The sequence below is a fragment of the Thiohalophilus sp. genome (genome assembly GCF_034521165.1).
In the GTDB taxonomy this organism is placed as follows: Bacteria; Pseudomonadota; Gammaproteobacteria; order UBA6429; family Thiohalophilaceae; genus Thiohalophilus.
The window spans coordinates 91,961-111,641 of sequence record NZ_JAXHMV010000001.1 but is presented as its reverse complement, the minus strand read 5'-3'; the positions used below and the strand labels follow the sequence as shown (position 1 = coordinate 111,641).

Annotated in this window: 16 protein-coding genes; 5 read left to right on the top strand and 11 right to left on the bottom strand. The window is 58.9% G+C overall.

The window, feature by feature from the left end; all coding sequences use genetic code 11:
- Window positions 1-31: 31 nt before the first annotated feature.
- Both bamC and dapA read right to left on the bottom strand, forming a co-directional pair.
- Complete coding sequence (bamC, locus tag U5K34_RS00555; protein ID WP_322566588.1) at window positions 32-1,123, bottom strand: outer membrane protein assembly factor BamC; 1,092 nt, start codon at window positions 1,121-1,123, stop codon at window positions 32-34.
- A 31-nt stretch (window positions 1,124-1,154) separates the two neighbouring features.
- On the bottom strand, window positions 1,155-2,036 hold the full coding sequence (gene dapA / locus U5K34_RS00550; protein ID WP_322566587.1) for a 4-hydroxy-tetrahydrodipicolinate synthase: 882 nt from the start codon (window positions 2,034-2,036) through the stop codon (window positions 1,155-1,157).
- A 367-nt stretch (window positions 2,037-2,403) separates the two neighbouring features.
- On the opposite strand from dapA, the gene U5K34_RS00545 reads away from it, so the two are divergent.
- The 3 genes from U5K34_RS00545 to U5K34_RS00535 all read left to right on the top strand — a co-directional run bounded on the left by U5K34_RS00545 (window position 2,404) and on the right by U5K34_RS00535 (window position 5,835).
- On the top strand, window positions 2,404-3,486 hold the full coding sequence (locus U5K34_RS00545; RefSeq protein ID WP_322566586.1) for a DUF4931 domain-containing protein: 1,083 nt from the start codon (window positions 2,404-2,406) through the stop codon (window positions 3,484-3,486).
- A gap of 201 nt (window positions 3,487-3,687) precedes the next feature.
- Window positions 3,688-4,161, top strand: a complete 474-nt coding sequence (locus U5K34_RS00540; protein ID WP_322566585.1) for a peroxiredoxin — start codon at window positions 3,688-3,690, stop codon at window positions 4,159-4,161.
- A gap of 243 nt (window positions 4,162-4,404) precedes the next feature.
- Entirely contained in the window at window positions 4,405-5,835 is a 1,431-nt protein-coding gene (locus U5K34_RS00535) for a PhoH family protein (protein ID WP_322566584.1), read from the top strand.
- 192 nt (window positions 5,836-6,027) lie between these two features.
- Here U5K34_RS00535 and U5K34_RS00530 read toward each other — a convergent pair whose 3' ends face one another.
- From U5K34_RS00530 to U5K34_RS00505, 6 genes are all read right to left on the bottom strand, one after another.
- On the bottom strand, window positions 6,028-7,128 hold the full coding sequence (locus U5K34_RS00530) for an AI-2E family transporter (RefSeq protein WP_322566583.1): 1,101 nt from the start codon (window positions 7,126-7,128) through the stop codon (window positions 6,028-6,030).
- A 5-nt stretch (window positions 7,129-7,133) separates the two neighbouring features.
- Window positions 7,134-7,478, bottom strand: a complete 345-nt coding sequence (locus tag U5K34_RS00525) for a hypothetical protein (protein ID WP_322566582.1) — start codon at window positions 7,476-7,478, stop codon at window positions 7,134-7,136.
- 39 nt (window positions 7,479-7,517) lie between these two features.
- Complete coding sequence (locus U5K34_RS00520; protein WP_322566581.1) at window positions 7,518-8,420, bottom strand: selenium metabolism-associated LysR family transcriptional regulator; 903 nt, start codon at window positions 8,418-8,420, stop codon at window positions 7,518-7,520.
- Between the two features lie 157 nt (window positions 8,421-8,577).
- Window positions 8,578-11,799, bottom strand: a complete 3,222-nt coding sequence (locus tag U5K34_RS00515) for an efflux RND transporter permease subunit (protein ID WP_322566580.1) — start codon at window positions 11,797-11,799, stop codon at window positions 8,578-8,580.
- Window positions 11,796-12,809, bottom strand: a complete 1,014-nt coding sequence (locus tag U5K34_RS00510; protein ID WP_322566579.1) for an efflux RND transporter periplasmic adaptor subunit — start codon at window positions 12,807-12,809, stop codon at window positions 11,796-11,798. The genes U5K34_RS00515 and U5K34_RS00510 overlap by 4 nt, the downstream gene beginning before the upstream one ends.
- Window positions 12,810-12,972: 163 nt before the next feature.
- Window positions 12,973-14,160, bottom strand: a complete 1,188-nt coding sequence (locus U5K34_RS00505) for a methyl-accepting chemotaxis protein (RefSeq protein WP_322566578.1) — start codon at window positions 14,158-14,160, stop codon at window positions 12,973-12,975.
- Between the two features lie 207 nt (window positions 14,161-14,367).
- Here U5K34_RS00505 and ettA point away from each other — a divergent pair, with 207 nt between their 5' ends.
- On the top strand, window positions 14,368-16,032 hold the full coding sequence (gene ettA / locus U5K34_RS00500; protein WP_322566577.1) for an energy-dependent translational throttle protein EttA: 1,665 nt from the start codon (window positions 14,368-14,370) through the stop codon (window positions 16,030-16,032).
- 29 nt (window positions 16,033-16,061) lie between these two features.
- Here ettA and U5K34_RS00495 read toward each other — a convergent pair whose 3' ends face one another.
- From U5K34_RS00495 to U5K34_RS00485, 3 genes are all read right to left on the bottom strand, one after another.
- Window positions 16,062-16,328 carry a DUF6763 family protein gene (locus U5K34_RS00495; RefSeq protein ID WP_322566576.1) on the bottom strand — a complete coding sequence of 89 codons (267 nt, stop codon included), beginning with the start codon at window positions 16,326-16,328 and terminating at the stop codon, window positions 16,062-16,064.
- A 242-nt stretch (window positions 16,329-16,570) separates the two neighbouring features.
- Window positions 16,571-17,161 (bottom strand): DUF2914 domain-containing protein, encoded by a 591-nt coding sequence (locus U5K34_RS00490; protein WP_322566575.1) that lies wholly within the window; start codon window positions 17,159-17,161, stop codon window positions 16,571-16,573.
- A 152-nt stretch (window positions 17,162-17,313) separates the two neighbouring features.
- Window positions 17,314-18,285 (bottom strand): 2-hydroxyacid dehydrogenase, encoded by a 972-nt coding sequence (locus U5K34_RS00485; RefSeq protein ID WP_322566574.1) that lies wholly within the window; start codon window positions 18,283-18,285, stop codon window positions 17,314-17,316.
- 107 nt (window positions 18,286-18,392) lie between these two features.
- On the opposite strand from U5K34_RS00485, the gene hemH reads away from it, so the two are divergent.
- Window positions 18,393-19,478 (top strand): ferrochelatase, encoded by a 1,086-nt coding sequence (hemH, locus tag U5K34_RS00480; RefSeq protein ID WP_322566573.1) that lies wholly within the window; start codon window positions 18,393-18,395, stop codon window positions 19,476-19,478.
- Window positions 19,479-19,681: the final 203 nt, after the last annotated feature.

Sequence of the window (19,681 nt, the reverse complement as noted above, 5' to 3'; positions counted from 1 at the left end):
ACTGCTCCCCATTCATGCCCGAGGCGACCGGTTAGCGCAGGTGGACTTCAATGTCCTCCAGCAGGCGTTTGACCAGTGCCGGTTCGACCTGCGCGCCGTCTCTGTCACGCAGTCGTATATTCGTTACCTCTCCCTGCTGTTGCACCCGTAACAGCAGCTCATCGACTGTTTCGCCCTGCTCCTCGTCACTCAACAGGCTGGCCCAGAATCCTTTTTGTTCCTTGGCCTTGAACTCCTCGGTCAAACGGATGAAGTAGGTGCCTTCGGAACGATTGCGATCCTCGACCCGCAAACCGACGCGATCCAGCGCCAGCCCGACCCGGCGCCAGGTGCGGGCAAAGGTCTCGTTGACCTGCAAAACCCGTTCATCCTGTTGCTGCACGAAACGGGTCCGCTTGGCCGGTTCACTGTCAGCGACGATCTGCTCGGCCTGCTCCGCCTCACCGCCCAGCGAGATCAAAAAGCGTTGCAGCAGTTCGGTTTCCAGACCCGGGTCCGGCTCGCGCGGGACCCAGGCGGTCTCGACAACATCAACCCCGCCTCCGCCGGTGACGATCTCTTCCAGTCCCCGATGGCTGATAAAGACCCGCGAGCCCCCCTGCGGCAGACGTTCCAGGCGCAGCCGGTAACGATCCTGATAACCGCTGGAACTGAACTTATCGAGCATTTTTGTCAGCCAGTTGCCCGGGATCCGCTCGCGCCGCTCCTGCCAGTTGGTCTCCATCACCCCGACCTGCCGGTCTTCGCGGGTAATCTCGAAGCCCAGTGACTGGAAAAACTCGCGACCGGCGTCCCAGACCTGTTCCGGGGCCAGGGTCACTTCCAGCCAGTGCATGTCCCCTTCGCGAACGAAACGGGCCTGCCGGGAAGTGGCGACGACGCGGTCAGTCGCGCCGGCGTCCGGCTGGCCCGAATAGCGGGCCTGATCGCCGATCGAGGGGATCTGCATCTGCGCGTTGCCCCGCGGGCGACCAAGTTCCGGGGGCACATCCAGCGTTCGGGCTTGTTTTTCCTCCGCCTGGGAATAAATCGCCCGATAATCCTTTTCCGGCGATCCGGCACAGGCGCCGAGGCCCAGGGCCAGCGCCAACACAATCAACTCATAGCCGTAACGGCGCGTCATGTAAGTCAGTCCTTCTGCAAATGAAAATCAATCAGGCGTCGACCAGGCCCAGTTTGCGCAATTCGTCATGCACAATGGTCTGATGCTCGGGGGCGAGTACCGTCAGCGGCAGGCGAATCCCGATCGGAATCAGCCCCATGTCGTACAGGGCCCATTTGACCGGAATCGGGTTGGCTTCGAGGAACAGGTTGTTGTGCAGCCCCATCAGCTGATCGTTGAGGCGCGTCGCGGTCTCCCGCTCGCCGGCGATCGCCGCCATGCACATCTCGTGCATCATTTTGGGCGCCACATTGGCCGTCACCGAGATATCGCCGTGGGCGCCGGCCAGCATCAGCGCCATGGCGGTCCCATCGTCGCCACTGTAGACCTCGAAATCCGGACCACACTGAGCAAGAATATCGCGGGCCCGTTGCACATCCCCGGTGGCATCCTTGATACCGACAATATTGTCGATGGCCGACAGGCGGGCCACGGTCTCGGGCAGCATATCGACCGCCGTGCGCCCCGGGACGTTGTACAGGATCTGCGGGATCGCCACCGCCTCGGCCACCGCCTTGAAGTGCTGATAGAGCCCTTCCTGGGTCGGTTTGTTGTAGTAGGGCGTCACCAGCAAACAGGCGTCCGCGCCGACCTCTTTGGCACAGCGGGTCAGCTCGATGGCTTCACGGGTGGAATTGGAGCCGGTACCGGCGATCACCGGAATCCGGCCACGGGCCTGCTCGACCACCTGTTTGACCACCTGGCAGTGCTCGGTCTCATCCAGTGTCGCCGATTCACCGGTGGTGCCCACCGCGACAATGGCGTCGGTCTGGTTCTCGATATGGAACTCCACCAGCGCCGTCAGCGCGGCCTCATCGACCCGGCCATCCTCGTGCATGGGGGTGGCCAGTGCCACCATACTCCCCTGAAACATACCCCTCTCCGCAAAAAACGCTCATGGTACTTGGGCCCACCAGCCCTGACAAGCGGCCCGCCACCGGACTCAAACCGGGGGTTGCCGCCAAATTTACCGGTTTGCGCGCCGGCCACCCGGGAATACCGGCACCAGCGAGCACACGGAAAACACCGGAGTCACTGAACAGAAATTCACCATCAGCTGGCCCGTTTTCGGTGTTTTCCGCATAGTTGGTGCTTTCGGTGGTCAACCGACCTGGCTGACAACCTCGCCCTGCCGGGCGAATATTAAGCCACCCTGTAGGGCCATAAAATATAACTGTTCAACAAGCGCGGCGAATCCCGGTATTTTCACCCGAATCCCCCGCATAATACAGGAGTCGGGCATGTCCGAAACGGAAAATGGTATCCGCGAAATCCGCATCAACCCGATTGTGCCCAGCGAATCGGTCCTGATCGCCACCGCCCGCAGCATGCGCCCGCGCAAGGAGGAGGCCCCCGCCCCGCGCGACACCCGCCGGCATGTGGAAACGTGTCCGTTCTGTCGCGGTAACGAGGAAAAAACCCCCCCGGAACTCAAACGCTACGAAGAAAATGGCGAATGGATCGTGCGCCTGGTGGAGAACCTCTATCCGGTGCTGGGCGATGACCGCGACAAGGCCGGGCTGGTGTTTGGTCTGCAGCAGGCCATTGACGGCTATGGCCGGCACGAGGTCATCATCGATCATTACGCCCACGGTATTGCCGTTCATGAAATGAGCGAATCCCATCTGGCCACGCTGTTTCAGGCCTATCAGGACCGTTCCGCCGAACTGTATGCCCTGGATGACCGGCTCAAATACATCCTGATTTTCAAAAACTTCGGCCCCGCCGCCGGTGCCAGCATGGCCCATACCCACAGCCAGCTCATCGCCCTGCCGGTGGTCCCCCAGAATCTGCACGAAGAGGTCGAACACAGTCGCGAATATTACAAAAAACACCACCACTGCATCTTCTGCACTCTGATCGACGAGGCTCTCACTTTCGAGACTACCATCTACGATCGGGACTCGGGCAAGATCGTGCGCCGAATCAATGTCGGCCAGTATGTGGTCGAACGGGGGGAGCGGTTTATCGCCATCAAGCCCTTCGCCAGCCGCTATGAATGGGAAATTCACATCCTGCCGCTGGAACACAACAGTGATTTTCTCGACGCGTCGGCCGAAGATCTGGCGGATCTGGCGCGGGTACTCAAACGTACCATGGCCCGGCTGGACGCGGTCATCGGGGGCGCGCAATACAATTACTTCTTGCACACGCGACCGCGGGGCGAGGACTACGGCGATTGCCGCGGCAGCTATCACTGGCATCTGGAGATCTGCCCCCGCACCAGCATCCCTTCCGGGTTTGAGCTCGGTTCCGGGCTGTTCGTCAACACCATCAGCCCGGAAGAAGCCGCCGAGCAACTGCGTACGGTTAATATCGACTGAGCAGGAATATGCTGAACCACCGGCAACACCGAAAGCACCGAACCCACTGAAACAGAAACTGCACAAAGAGCAAAAAAGCTACTTTTATTTCGGTGCATTCAGTGTTTTCGGTGATCCCGTTGTCGTGATTTGCCCATGGAGCCGGTTTGAAGCTACTATCATTTACAGGCGACATTTTTTAGCAGGGAGAATCAAACCGTCATGAGCGACACAGTGAGCCTCGGCAAGAAAGTCCCTGACTTCACCCTGCCGGCCACCGGCGATCAGGACATTGCCCTGTCCGATTTCAAGGGCAAGAACGTGGTACTGTACTTCTATCCCAGGGACAGCACCCCCGGCTGCACCCGCGAGGGGCAGGCCTTTGGGGACAACCACGCCAAATTCAAACGCCAGAATACGGTGGTCCTCGGCATCTCCCGCGACAGCATCAAATCGCACGAAAACTTCAAGGCCAAACAGGAATTTCCCTTCGACCTGTTGTCCGACAAGGAAGAGACCGTCTGCAACCTGTTCGATGTCATCAAAATGAAAAATATGTACGGCAAAAAGGTGCGCGGTATCGAGCGCAGCACGTTTCTGATCGACGATAAAGGCAAGCTTCGTCAGGAATGGCGCAAGGTCAAGGTCAACGGCCATGCCGAGGAAGTCCTCGCTGCCGTCAAGCAACTCAACTAGACCTGGATCCGGCAACGGATCTTCGTTTGCATGCGGCTTTGCCTGTATTCCAGGGCATGAGGAATTTGACCACCGATGACACTGAGTACACCGAAAACACTGAAAAATATTCCAGCAAAATGCTTCACTATTGGTGACATCGGTGTATTCGGTGTTTCGGTGGCGACACTTCACAATCGAACCAGCGCACTGCATTGCCCGAAGCGGGCCCCTTCATCCCAACAACCAGGTTGTCAGTAATTTATGAGTAAACGTCTGTTCGTCGTGGATTCCAATGTACTGATGCACGATCCCACTTCTTTGTTCCGGTTTCAGGAACACGATGTGTTCGTGCCAATGATGGTACTCGAAGAGCTGGATAACAATAAAAAAGGCCGTACCGAAGTCGCGCGAAATGCGCGTCAGGCCAGTCGCTTTCTGGACGAACTGCTCTCGGGCGCCAGCCATGAAACGATCGAACAGGGATTGCCGCTAAACGCGCAACTGGAATCGCTGACAAATCAAAAACCGCAAAACGGCAAGGAGCTGGCTCAACAGCTCAATGGCAAACTATTTTTCCAGACCCGCGCCTATCCCGATTCTCTGCCCCATCACCTGCCCGGTAACCTGCCCGATAACAACATCCTGGGCACCGCCCTGGCTCTGCAGGAAAACCGGCAGGACCAGCAGGTCACCCTGGTCACCAAGGATATCAATCTGCGTATCAAGGCCGCCGTGGTCGGCATCCACGCCGAGGATTACCGTAACGACCGGGTCCTGGAAGATGTGGACCTGCTGTATACCGGGCATTATCAGCTGGAAAAGGCGTTCTGGGATCGCCATGCCCGTGAGATGGAATCCTGGATCGAGGAGGGGCGCACGTTCTATCGACTCAAGGGGCCGGATATTGAAAACTGGTCACCCAACGAGTTTCTGTTCAGCGATCAGGAGAGTACCCCGTTTGATGCCATCGTGCGTCGCATCGAGGGTGACGACGGCGCCGTCATAGAAACGGTTCGCGATTACCGTAATCCCAATCATGCCGTGTGGGGTATCAACGCCCGCAATCGCGAACAGAACTATGCGCTCAACCTGCTGACGGATCCCGACATCGACTTTGTCAGCCTGCTCGGCATGGCCGGCACCGGCAAGACCCTGCTGACCCTGGCCGCCGGCCTGGAACAGACGCTGGAGCAAAAACGCTACAGCGAGATCATCATGACCCGGGTCACTGTCCCGGTGGGCGAGGATATCGGCTACCTGCCCGGCACCGAAGAAGAGAAAATGACGCCCTGGATGGGGGCTTTAATGGACAATCTCGAAGTGCTGACCAACACCGAATTCGGTGGCGAATGGGGACGTCAGGCCACCAACGATCTGCTCAGCAAGCGGATCAAGATCCGCTCGGTGAACTTCATGCGCGGGCGAACCTTCCTGAACCGCTATATCATCATCGACGAGGCGCAGAACCTGACCTCCAAACAGCTCAAGACCCTGATCACCCGCGCCGGCCCCGGCACCAAGGTCATCTGCCTGGGCAACATCGCCCAGATCGACACCCCCTACCTGTCCGAAACCACCTCCGGACTGACCTACGTGGTGGATCGTTTCAAGGGCTGGGAACACAGCGGCCACATCACCCTGGTCCGCGGCGAACGCTCCCGCCTGGCCGACTACTCATCGGAAGTGCTCTAGATATACTGCTGGAAAAAACGCGGAGGACGCAAAGACGCCAAGAACGCAAAGAAGTCTTTTATAAAGTTTTTAGAATATAAGAGTTTTGGCGGCTGGTTACGACAGATATAACCCCGGGGTAAATTCAAAAACCAATAACTTTGCGTCCTCCGCGTCTTTGCGTTCTTGGCGTTACTTTCCACAACTCTCTCACTACTGGGTTTGCTGGGCCTGTTGTTCGCGTTGTTCTTCCTCCTTGTGGATGCGTTCGGAGGCGCGGGGCCAGGCGCTGAGGGAGGCCTTGACCAGGGTGGCGAGCGGGATGGCGAAGAAGATGCCCCAGAAGCCCCACAATCCGCCGAACACCAGCACGCTGACGATGATGGCGATGGGATGCAGGTTGACCACTTCGGAGAACAGCAGCGGTACCAGCACATTGCCGTCCAGCGCCTGGATGATGCCGTAGGCGACAACGACCCAGACAAAGTCCGGTCCCACGCCCCACTGCATGTAAGCTACCAGCGCCACCGGTATCGTCACCACCGTGGCGCCGATATAAGGTACCACCACCGAGACCCCGACCAGTGCCGACAGCAGAATGGAATATTTAAGGCCCAGCAATTCGAAAGTTACATAGGAGGTAATACCGACGATCAGAATTTCCCAGAACTTGCCACGCACATAGTTTCCCAGTTGCTGGTCCATCTCGGCCCAGACCTGGTTGGCCAGGGCGCGTTCCTTTGGCAGGAAACTGGTAGCCCAGGCAATGATGGGCTTTTTGTCCTTGAGAAAGAAGAACACCATCAGCGGCAGCAGCACCGCGTACACCATCAACACCACCAGGTTGGTAATCGATGCCAGTGACAGGGTCACGATCTTTTGCCCCAGTGAGGCAATCTCGCGATTAACCAGCTGGGTCAGATCCTTGACCTGCTCTTCGGAAATAAAAGCATAGTGTTCCGGCAGCTCCAGCAGGCTCTGTTGCAAACGATAAAAATACCGGGGCAATTCCTGGATCAGTTCCTGTAACTGCGAGGTGATGACCGGTGCAACGCCCAGAAACAGGAAGAATAAAAAGATCAAAAACACGATAAAGACCAGCACCACTGCCCAGAAACGCGGAACCCGGTGATCTTCCAGCTTGCACACAATGCCTTCCAGCAGATAGGCAATGACGACGGCCGCCAGCACTGGGGCGAGCATGTTGCCCAGAGTGAGGATCACGGTAAAACCGATGATCAGGATGAATGCCAACAGCACCGCCTGGGGATCGGAAAAATAACGGTTGTACCAGTTTTTGAGCAGTTCCAGCATGCGGCTTATTCTTCTTTGTTGAGCGACTGATAATGGCGCTCGAAAATGCGCTCCAGTTCATCGATCACTTCGACCGCATCGCGCCCGCGCATCATGTGTTCGGTGACCAGTCCGGAGGTCTCGTGCAGCAGCTTGTCCTTGTTCAGCATCGGGTAGGTGCGGGAGAGGCGCTTGATGGCCGCGATCACGGTTTCATTGTCCGGGCGGGGCAGATTCAGGGGCTCATCGGTTACCGGCGAGCTCACGGCATGGCGCTGCACCAGAAATTCGGCGAAATCCAGCAGATTTTGCCGCGCCTCGTCAGGTAACTGATAAAAACAGTCAAGTAGTTGGTTTTCGGGCTTACTCACTGATCGGTCCCGTGTTGAGAGTCACAGACCGATGATAAATCAATGTGGGTGGGACTTGCAGTAGGCGCGGGCGAAACTGAGCAGCTCATCCATCGCCCGAATCTTGAATTTCTGCTTTTGATGGACGAAGGAAAAGGGCCGTTCCACCGGGGGATCCAGCTTGACCGCCACCAGGGTCCCCAGCTTGAGCTCTTTTTCGATCGTCGCGCTGGACAGTACCGAGACGCCCATGCCGGCCTCCACCGCGCCCTTGATCGCCTCCAGACTGCCGAGCTCCATGGACAGATTCAGATCGGTGGCGTGGATCCCGGCCCGGGTCATACTCTCCAGCATCACCTCGCGGGTCCCGGAGCCTTCTTCGCGGCAGATAAAGGGATAATCGGCGATCTGCTTGACCGGTACCACGTCCTGCTGCGCCAGGGGGTGTTCCGGGGGCACGATCAGCACCAGCTTGTCGGTGCGACACTCCTCGACCACCAGATTCTTGTTGCTGACCGGCGCCTCGACCACGCCCAGGTCGATGGCATTGTTCTCCACCATGCTGACGATACCGTCGGTATTGGCCACGCGCAGGCGGATGGTGACATCGGGGTATTGTTTTTTGAAATCGCGCAGCAGCTCGGGCAGCATGTATTCGGCAATGGTCGAACTGGCACCGATGATCAGTACCCCGCTGACATCCCCGGTCAGCTCGCGCACCGCGTTGTCCATTTCGGCATACAGCTCGAAGATCCGGTTGGCACACTCATACACGCGCTGTCCCGCATCGGTCAGGCTGATGCGGTTGTGAGTGCGATCAAACAGGCGGGTATTGAACTGCTCTTCCAGCTGGCGCACCTGGAAGGTCACTGCCGGCTGGGTCATGTGCAATTCTTCGGCCGCCTTGGTAAAGCTCAGCAACCGGGCCACGGTCTGAAATACCTGTAATCGTCTGTCCGCCATCCGTCCTCTCGGGCACTACCGTGATAATAATCTTTATCTATGTATGCATCGGTAAAACTAAGGGACGAAATGGTAGCAAGTCTGGCGGCAAAACAAAACGCATTTTTGCCGCCTGGGACCGTTTTAACCTGCTGAATTTCAGGATTTTTCGTTCGGGCTAGGCTTCCATACGCTTGTACATGAAGGCGTAGTACAGCACCGGAATCACCACCAGGGTGAGCAGGGTCGAGACCAGAATCCCGAAGATCAGCGACAGGGCCAGTCCGCTGAAGATGGGGTCATCCAGAATAAACATGGCGCCGAGCATCGCCGCCACCCCGGTCAGGGCAATCGGCTTGGCCCGCACCGCGCCCGAGCGCAACACCGCGTCCTGGAATGGCACGCCGGCGGCGACCTCCTGATTGATGAAATCCACCAGCAGGATCGAGTTGCGCACGATAATCCCCGCCAGGGCGATCATGCCGATCATAGAAGTAGCGGTGAACTGGGCGCCCCACAGGGCGTGGCCCGGCATGACGCCGATGAGCGTCAGCGGAATCGGCGCCATGATGATCAGCGGCACCAGATAAGAGCGGAACTGCCCCACCACCAGCAGATAGATCAGCAGCAAGCCGACCGAATAGGCGATGCCCATGTCGCGGAAGGTCTCGTAGGTCACCTGCCACTCGCCGTCCCACTTGATGCCGTACTGATAGGGATTGTCGGGCTGACTGATCAAAAACTGGTTGAGCGGCCGCCCCTGACCGATATCCAGTTCGTCCAGACTGCCGTAGATATCGAACATGGCGTACAGGGGACTGTCGAGCTGGCCGGCCGCATCGCCGTTAACAAACACCACCGGCAGCAGATCCTTGTGATAAATGGCATGTTCGCGACGGGTCGGCACGATCTCGACAAAGTCGGACAGGGGCACCAGGTTGCCCTCACGGCTGCGAATCGGCAACAGCAACAGACTGTCGAGCCGCGCCTTGTCGGCCACCTTGAATTCCATCCGGATCGGCAGCGGGTACTTGAGATTCCCCGGATGCAGATAACTGGCATCCTCGCCGCTGAGCGCCGCCGACAGCGCGGTCACCACCGACTGCTGGCTGATGCCCAGCAGGGCAGCCTTCTGTTGATCGACCCGCAGGATATATTTGGGCGACTGGACCTCGATGCTGTCATCCACGTCGACCACATCCGGGGTCTGTTCAAACACCTCGCGTACCTGCTTGGCCACGCGGATCTGGCCCTCGTAATCCAGCCCGTAGACCTCCGCCACCAGCGGCGACATCACCGGCGGACCGGGCGGCACTTCGACCACCTTGACGTTGGCGTCATAGCGGCGCCCGATCTCCTGCAAGGGGCCGCGCACGGCCTGGGCGATCGTATGGCTTTTGCGATCCCGTTTGTCCTTGTCGACCAGATTGACCTGAATGTCCCCGACATTGGCCCCTTCACGCAGATAATACTGGCGCACCAGCCCATTGAAATTGATCGGCGAGGCATTGCCGGCATACATCTGGTAATCGGTCACCTCGGGCACACCGGCCAGGTAACGACCCAGTTCACCCAGTACCCGATCGGTCCGCTCCACGCTGACCCCCTCGGGCATGTCCACGACCACCTGGAATTCGGATTTGTTATCAAACGGCAGCATTTTCATCACCACCAGCTTGAACCCGACCAGGCTGACCGACAGGACAATCAGCGCCATGATCACATAGAACAGCTTGCGCCGCCGCGACTTGCCCTGCTCGCGGTTCATAAACGGCGCGAGATATTTTTTGAACAGCCCGTGCAGATATTCGGTGACCCGATCTTCGCTGGCTTCATGCGAGGTGGCGTGCTGGCGGCCCAGTACCTTGTTGGCCATCCAGGGTGTCACCACAAAGGCGATGATCAGCGAGATCAACATCCCGATACTGGCATTGATGGGGATGGGACTCATGTAGGGCCCCATCAGGCCGGTCACAAACGCCATGGGTAGCAGCGCGGCGATGACCGTAAAAGTAGCCAGAATCGTCGGCCCGCCCACTTCATCCACGGCCACGGGAATCGCTTCCAGCAGTTTCTTGCCGCCCATCTGCATATGCCGGTGAATGTTCTCCACCACCACGATGGCATCGTCGACCAGAATGCCAATGGAGAAGATCAGCGCGAACAACGAAACACGGTTGAGGGTAAAGCCCCAGGCCCAGGAGGCGAACAGGGTTATGGCCAGCGTGATCACGACCGCCGCGCCAACGATCAACGCCTCGCGCCAACCCAGTGCCAGCAGGACCAGCAAGACCACCGAGGCGGTGGCGAAGACCAGCTTGGTGATCAGGGTCATGGCCTTGTCATTGGCGGTCTTGCCGTAATCACGGGTTACGGTGACATTGACCCCGTCGGGAATAAAAATACCCTTGATCTGTTCCACCCGCTCGATCACATTCTCGGCAATATCGACCGCGTTGGTGCCCGGCTGCTTGGCAATGGCGAGCGTCACGGCCGGAAACTCGCCTTGTGCGCCAATCCCCTTGTCCGCTGCCGACGGGCCGGTACCCAGACGCACATAGTGTTCGGGTTGATCCGGCCCGCGCCGCACAGTCGCCACATCGCGCAGGTAAACCGGTTTGCCCTCATGGACGCCGACGATCAGATCCTTCACCTCGGCCTCACTGCTCAGAAAGGTCCCGGTCTGGACCGGAATTTCCCGGTTCTCATTGACCAGATAACCGGACGGCCGGGTGGCGTTACTCTGTTGCAGGGCGCGACGCAGATCGGAGACCGCCAGGTTATAGGCGGCCAGGCTGGCAGGATCGAATTGCACATGCACCACCTGATCCGGCCCGCCGATGGTGTAAATATCCCGGGTGCCCTTGACGCGTTTGAGTTCCGATTCGATCGAATGGGCGACCTTGCCCAGATCCTCACCGCTGTAACTGTCGTCCTCGCTCCACAGGGTCAGGGAGACGATGGGCACATCGTCGATGCCCTTGGGCTTGATGATCGGCTGGGCCACACCGAGGCCCGGCGGTAGCCAGTCCTGCTTGGAATACAGCGCGTTATACAGGCGCACGATCGCCTGGGTGCGATCCTCGCCCACTTTGAACTGCACGGTAATGGTCGACATGCCGGGGCGCGAGACCGAATAGACATGCTTGAGTCCTTCCAGCTCGGAGAGAATCTGTTCCGCCGGGGTACTGACCAGCTCCTCGACCTCTTTCGCCGAGGCGCCGGGAAAACCGATAAAGACATTGGCGAAGGTGACATTGATCTGCGGCTCTTCCTCACGGGGTGTCACCATCACCGCAAATACCCCGAGCAAAAAGCCGACCAGCGCCAGCAGCGGGGTAATTTCCGAGGTCAGAAACTTCCGGGCCAGCGAGCCCGAGACACCCAGCTTATCGCTCATTGTGCATCACCCGTCCACTGTTCCTTGTAGGCCGCCGTGGCCCGGATTGGATCCAGCGCCACCCGCTCGCCTTCGGCCAGGCCGGCCAGAACCTCGACCATGCCGTCGGCGAAGTGCTCGCCGGTTCGAATCTGACGCAATTGCAGCTGTTCCTGCGCATCGATCACGTACACCCCGGTCACTTCGCTGCGATGCACAATCGCTCCGGCCGGAATCACCAGTCGCTGTGTCTCATCCACCACAAAAGCGACTTTCGCAAACATACCGGGATAAATGCCATGCTCGCCCTCGGGCAAACGCACCCGCACATTAAAGGTGTGACTTTGCGGATTGGCATACGGTGAAATGCGTAACGTCTCGCCGGGAACACTGGTCTGGCCATTGGTGTCGAGTATCACCCGTGCCTGCTGACGTTCGCGGACCACGCGCACCATATCCTGCGGAATATCCACCGAAACACGCAGCAGCTCCAGGGAAATGCCGGTAAACAGCGGTTGTCCGACGTTGGCCAGCTCACCGACCTCCACATGGCGCTTGACCACGATGCCGCTGTAGGGCGCCCGCACGCGGGTATTCTCCAGCTCCTCAGAGGCCAGCTCAAAATCCGCCCGGGTCGACTTCAGGCGTGCCTCGGCCTTGTCGAGTGCCGACCTGGCCACCAGTTTTTTCTCGTAGATATCCTGGACCCGTTCGAATTCGGCGCGCGCTTCGTCGTAATTGGCCTTGGCCGCGTTATAGCGTGCCCGCTGATCCTTGTCGCGGAAGCGCAGTAATATCGCATCCTTTTCCACGTAATCATCAACATCGTAATTGATCTCGACCACGCGGCCGGAGGTCTGGGCCGAGACCGTCGCCTCATGCACCGCCTCGACCTTGCCATCGAGGACCCGCTCCAGGGGCCGGCTCTGCAATGTCGCCGCCGCAAAGTCCAGTTGCACCGCACCGGCCACGGGAAGCCCGCCGATAACCAGACTTATAATCAGGACAGATTGGGATAATGCGGACCGCATGCGCTGCTCCTCGCAGAAAGTTCGATGCGGTAATCATATCAACATCAGCCCGGCAGGGAACCCCTCCTGCTCAGGGACGAGTGACGAGGTAAAAACAGGCGAAACGCAGGGTTAGAGTTTGCGCTTTTCGCAAACCGTTCTTTGTGGTTTGGAATCCGTTGGTTTATTGCAGGCGGAAGTCGCTGACCAGCTGGTGGAGGCTGTCGGCCATGCGGGAGACTTCCTGGCTGACGCCGCTCAGCTGGGCGGTGCGCTCGCTGCTGTGCACGCTGGCATCGTTGATTTGCACGATTTGCTGGTTGACCTCTTCGATGACCGTACTCTGGTCTTTGGCGGCATGTGAGATCTGCTGGCTCATCTCGGCTATCTGCCCAATCGAGGCGGCAATCTCCGCCAGGGCGCTGGCCGCCTGTTCGCTCAATCCCGCGCCGCGCCGGGCCAGCTCACCGCTGCTGGACATGACGCTCACCGCGTCCCGGGTACCGGCCTGCAGGCGCTCGATCATGCCCCGAATCTCTTCGGTGGACTGCTGGGTGCGCGTGGCCAGGGTGCGCACCTCATCGGCGACCACGGCAAAACCCCGGCCCTGTTCGCCGGCGCGCGCCGCCTCGATCGCCGCATTGAGCGCCAGCAGATTGGTCTGTTCGGCAATCCCGGTGATCACCGTCAAAACGTTACCGATGTTATCGCTCTCCTGTTCCAGGTGACCGATCGTGGTGTCAGCCTGTTCCACATTGCGCGCCAGGGTATCGACCGCCTGTTTGGCTTCGCCGACCACTTCCCGGCCGGTACGGCCCTGCTCATCGGCCTGGCTGGCGGCACCGGCCGCGTCTCCCGCATGGCCCACCACTTGCCGGGCACTGGTCGCCATCTCGTTAATCGCGGTGGCAACCTGTTCCACCATGGTGCGCTGCGTCTGGATCTCGCTCGCATTGGTGTCCATGACCACCGACATATTATTGGCCGCCCCGTTGAGGGATTCGGCCTCATTGTGCAGGTTTTGAAGAATATGGCGCAGATTGTCGATCATGGTGTTAATGCTGGTGACAATCTCGCCCACCACATCATGACTTTCGATCGTGCAGTTATGGCTGAGATCCTTTTCACTGACCGATCGGGCCAGAACCGATATCTGACGTAGCTTGCTCAGCAGGATCCAGCGGACCAGATAATAATTGACGATACCGATCGAGGTCCCGGCCAGGATGCAGCCCAGGACAAACCAGACATACATGCCCGGTTTCCACTCGACAAAAAACTCCGCATAAAACGGAAAAATCAGCGCCACCGCTAACCCGAAGGTCAAAAAGGAAACAAACAGCCGCCGCAAAATGCTGGGGCGTGCACGCATAGGGGTTCGCATAGGACCTCACCAGTACCGGGGGCGCAGCCAGACGCGCCGCATCAATCATGACATCAGGCTGACAGCTTATCGGCCCGCTTCGGGCGAAACTTGATGCCCGGGTGAGCCGGGGCTATCCCGTATCCTCCTCGCGCCCGGATCCGGTACAATGTCGGCTTCTGAATAGAGACGATTTTCCCGGAGAAAAGCAGACCGATGGCTCAATATATCTACACCATGAACCGCGTCAGCAAGGTAGTCCCGCCCAAGCACACGATCCTCAAGGACATCTCCCTGTCCTTTTTCCCCGGCGCCAAGATTGGCGTACTGGGGCTCAATGGCGCGGGCAAATCGACACTGCTGCGCATCATGGCCGGGCTCGATACCGAGATCGAGGGCGAGGCCCGCCCGCAACCGGGCATCAACATCGGTTACCTGCGCCAGGAGCCGGAGCTGGACGACACCAAAACCGTGCGCGAGAACGTGGAAGGCGCCCTGCAGCACATCAAGGACGCCCAGGCCCGGCTGGAAGAAATCTATGCCGCCTACGCCGAACCGGACGCCGACTTCGACGCCCTGGCCGCCGAGCAGGGCGAGCTGGAAAACCTGCTCCAGGCCACCGACGGTCACAACCTGGAGCGGACCCTGGAGATCGCCGCCGACGCCCTGCGCCTGCCCCCCTGGGATGCCGAGGTCAGCAAACTCTCCGGCGGCGAACGACGCCGCGTCGCGCTGTGCAAATTGCTGCTCTCCAAGCCCGACATGCTGCTGCTGGACGAGCCCACCAACCACCTGGATGCCGAGTCGGTCGCCTGGCTGGAACGCTTCTTACATGAGTACAGTGGCACCGTGGTAGCGGTAACCCATGACCGCTATTTCCTCGACAACGTGGCCGGCTGGATCCTGGAGCTGGATCGCGGCGAAGGCATTCCCTGGCAGGGCAACTATTCCTCCTGGCTGGAACAAAAAGAAAAGCGACTGGAGATGGAAGAGAAGCAGGAGCAGTCACGCATCAAGACCATCAAGAGCGAACTGGAGTGGGTACGCACCAATCCCAAGGGGCGCCAGGCCAAGAGCAAGGCGCGCCTGGCTCGCTTCGAGGAGCTCTCGTCAAAGGATTATCAGAAGCGTAACGAAACCAACGAGCTGTTCATTCCGCCCGGACCGCGGCTCGGCGATCTGGTGGTCGAGGCCAACCACATTCGCAAGGGTTTCGGCGACAAGCTGCTGGTGGATGACCTCAGCTTCAACCTGCCGCCCGGCGGCATCGTCGGTATCATCGGCCCCAACGGCGCCGGCAAGACCACCCTGTTTCGTATGCTGGTCGGCCAGGAACAGCCCGATGACGGCGAACTGCGCGTCGGCGACACCGTGCAACTGGCCTACGTGGATCAAAGCCGCGATGCGCTGGATGGCAGCAAGACTGTCTGGGAAGAGATTTCCGACGCTCAGGACATCATGAGCGTCGGCGATTTCGAGATCAATTCCCGCGCCTATGTCGGGCGTTTCAACTTTCGCGGCAGCGATCAGCAAAAGCGGGTCGGCGACCTCTCCGGCGGCGAACGCAACCGGGTGCATCTGGCCAAGCTGCTTAAAAGCGGCGGTAACCTGCTGTTGCTGGACGAACCGACCAACGATCTCGACGTGGAAACCCTGCGCGCGCTGGAGCAGGCGTTACTCGAATTTCCCGGTTGCGCGGTGATCATCTCGCATGATCGCTGGTTCCTGGATCGCGTCGCCACCCATATGCTGGCCTTCGAAGGCGACAGCCAGGTCACCTGGTTCGAAGGCAATTACGCCGATTATGAAGAAGATCGCAAACGCCGGCTCGGCGATGACGCCCAGCCCCATCGCATCAAATATAAAAGTCTCGACAAGTAACAGGCACGCTGGTGGCAAGCCACCGGCTTTTATGCGCTCCACTGGCGGGGATGATAATCCTCGGCCAGAATATTCAGCTCATCCTCGAACTCGTCAAACGGGCCACTGGCATCATTGGGTTCGGCAATGGCAATGACCGCCAGTTCGTCCCAGATATCCATTTCCAGCTCTTCCACATCCCCGTCATAAAACTGGATTTCGATGCTGTCCTCGTCACTCGCCACGACTTCGAAAATCCTGTCATCAACATCCCGATACCACTGGCCCACAACAGGCTCAATTTGATTTTCTCGCATACGCCCTCCACCCGGACCAGTGCCGGCCGGGAATGATGCTGGATAGTTTGCGGCTCAGGCCGCCAATAATACAGTAGCAGCAGGACGATAAATGTCACCCCCGGGGCGACAAACGGAAGTTTATGCTCATTTTGAAACAGCCATTCAATATGGCGCGGGGTTGTGACCGGTATAACAACCAAAAAGGCCTTTCATCTCTGAAAGGCCTTGAAGTTTACTGGCTGAGTCGTTGAATCGCCGGACTATTCAAGATCACCGGTATTTTCCATGTCACCGGTGTTTTCCATCTCGACAGCGGCGGGCTCTTGGGACTCGGCGACATAGTCAAAGCTGTCTTCGGCAATCACTTCGTTGGCGGCGTTGACCACACTGACACGCCACTCGCCCGTCCAGTCCGGCACAAACCGTTTGCTGGACCAGACCCGCCAGCGCGGTCCCTTGACGTCAAATTCAACTTCAGCCATGACTTCGCCCTGATATTCCCAGCGATGCCTGGCGGTCTGACCTTCCATGTCGCGCAGTTCGGTGAAGTAATAAACTTCCTCGGTATCATTCTCCAGCCGGGCAACATCGTCCACCGGCTCACGATCCTCGATGCGGGTGGTGAATGCCGAGCGCATGACACTACCGGAAGAAAAACCGCTCTGCTCCATCGCCGCGGCCTGGGCCTTGCTGACCTGATCGTCGCCGGCCTGATCCTGGCTGGCCTGTTGCGATTCCTGTTCGGCCGGGATGTAAGGCATGCTGTCCTGTTCGTCCGCCGCGTCGTCGGCGGCGACCAGCTGGCCGCTGGCAAGCAGCAGGGCCAGGGTGAATCCGTAGTATGCTTTCATGATTTCGCTCCCCTTGAGTCGGTATGCATGAATTATTGGGCCGCCTATGTAACGGCGTTTTGACAAAGAGTTCTGTGAGTTTAATCACAGCCTGTCATGCCCTGGTGTGACCCGCTTTGCAGCCTGTGAAAAAACAAAAGTGATGCCAGCGGCTACAACAGGGCATTGGGAACATGCCCACCGTCCAGATAACCGGCAATGTTATCCGCCACCTGATCGAGCAGCCGCTGACGCGCGGCCCGGCTGGCCCAGGCAATATGCGGCGTCACGATCAGGTTATCCAGTGGCGCTGCTAGCAACGGATTATCCGCTGCCGGCGGTTCCTGCGCCAGCACATCCACACCGGCGCCGCCGAGGTGGCCTTCCTGCAGCGCCTGGTATAACGCCGACTCATCCACAATGCCGCCCCGGGCGGTATTGATCAACAGGGCACCGGGTTTCATCAGAGCCAGCTGTTCGGCGCCGATGAGATGGCGGGTCTCCTCGCTGAGCGGGCAATGCAAAGAGACAACATCCGCCTTTTGCAACAGTTCCGTCAGTGCCAGCCGGCCGGGACGCCGATCGTGTGCATTGCGTCGCGCGATCAGGCAATGCATCCCGAACGCCTCCCCCATGCGGGCCACGGCCTGGCCCAGTTCGCCGTAACCGATGATCCCGAGTCTCTTGTTCTGCAACTCGTCGACAGGATAGTCGAGCAGACAAAAATGCCGACTCTGCTGCCAGCGTCCGTCCCGCACTGCCGCACGATAGGCCGGCAGCTGGCGCAACAGGGCGAGAATCAACATGAACACATGTTGCACCACCGACGGGGTGGCATAACCGGTCACGTTGCACACCTGAATGTTTTGCCGGCTGGCCGCGTCCAGGTCCACATTGTTGACGCCGGTGGCCGCCACCGCGATCAGTTTCAGATCCGGCAACCGGGCAAGCTGCGCCGCATCCAGTACCACCTTGTTGGTCACCACCACCTCGGCCCCTTGCAAACGGTCCACGACCGCCTCGGATTCGGTGAACGCATGATAATGCCAGTCGATGGGCAAGGCTTTAATGGCCGCAAAATCGAGATCGCCGCGCTCCCCCGCTTTGGCCACCAGACTGCCTGTATCCAGAAAAACCCCGCGCATATCCCGCTCCCGTGCGGCTGCGATAATGTACCGAGTATATTTGCCACTTTTGCCGGCGCGCAAACTCCGGGATAATCCCCGCTACACTCATTAACAAGGTTTGGCGCATGGCTTTCAAGGGCACGCCCGGTTTCACCCACGATCAACCCGATCAGATCGGCATTCTGCTGACCAATCTCGGGACCCCCGACGCGCCGGATACGGCAGCGGTGCGCCGTTATCTGGCCGAGTTTCTCGCCGATCCGCGCATCGTGGAGATGCCCCGCTGGCTGTGGCGAATCATTCTGCACGGGGTGATCCTGCGCATTCGCCCGCCGAGAGTGGCCCATGCCTACGCCAGTGTCTGGCGCGAGGACGGTGCCCCACTGCTCGCCTATACCCGCAAGCAGGCACAGGCCCTGCAACCGGTACTGGAAACGAAATTTCAACAACCGCTTAAAGTGGCTATCGGAATGCGTTATGGCAATCCGTCGCTGGCCAACGGCCTGGCCGAACTGCAGGCTGCCGGGGTGCGTCGAATTCTGGTGCTGCCGCTCTATCCACAATATTCGGCCACCACCACCGCCTCCACTTTCGACGCCATCGCCGACGAACTGAAAACCTGGCGCTGGTTGCCGGAGCTGCAGATGCTGACCAGCTACCACGATCACCCCGGCTATATCAGCACCCTGGCCGACAGTATCCGGCAATACCAGCAAGAACACGGCACACCGCAAAAACTGCTGTTCTCTTTCCACGGTCTGCCCAAACGTTATCTGCTGGCCGGTGATCCCTATTTCTGCCAGTGCCACAAAACCGCGCGTCTGGTCGCCGAACAGCTCGCTCTGCCCGACGACGCCTGGCAGGTCACCTTCCAGTCCCGCTTTGGCCGGGAGGAGTGGCTGCAGCCCTATACCGACTTCACCCTCAAGGCGCTGCCCGGCGAAGGCATTCGTCACGTACAGGTGATCAGCCCCGGCTTTGCCAGCGACTGTCTGGAAACCCTGGAAGAGATCGACATGCAGAACCGGGAATTTTTCCTCGAGGCCGGCGGCGAACAGTTCGACTACATCCCGGCATTGAACGACCGTCCCGAACACATCCGCTTTCTCGCCGATCTGATCGGCGAGCACACAGGCGCCTGGCACGCGCTTTCGGCGACCGATACAGATGCCCGCCAACGGTTGGCGCAGGGGCTGGGGGCTAGTCTCTAGGACCTAGGACCTGGATCCTGGAAACAGAAAAGTCACGTAGGCTTCGCCAACGTGACCTACCCACTTGATAAAAGAAATTAACGCAGAGGCGCAAAGGCGCAGAGAACGCAAAAATTTTATTCAACTAAAAAACCCCGGCTCCACAGTTACACGAATACCAGCGTTTGTTGTTATACAGTTCATCAGATTTTATTTTAACTCTG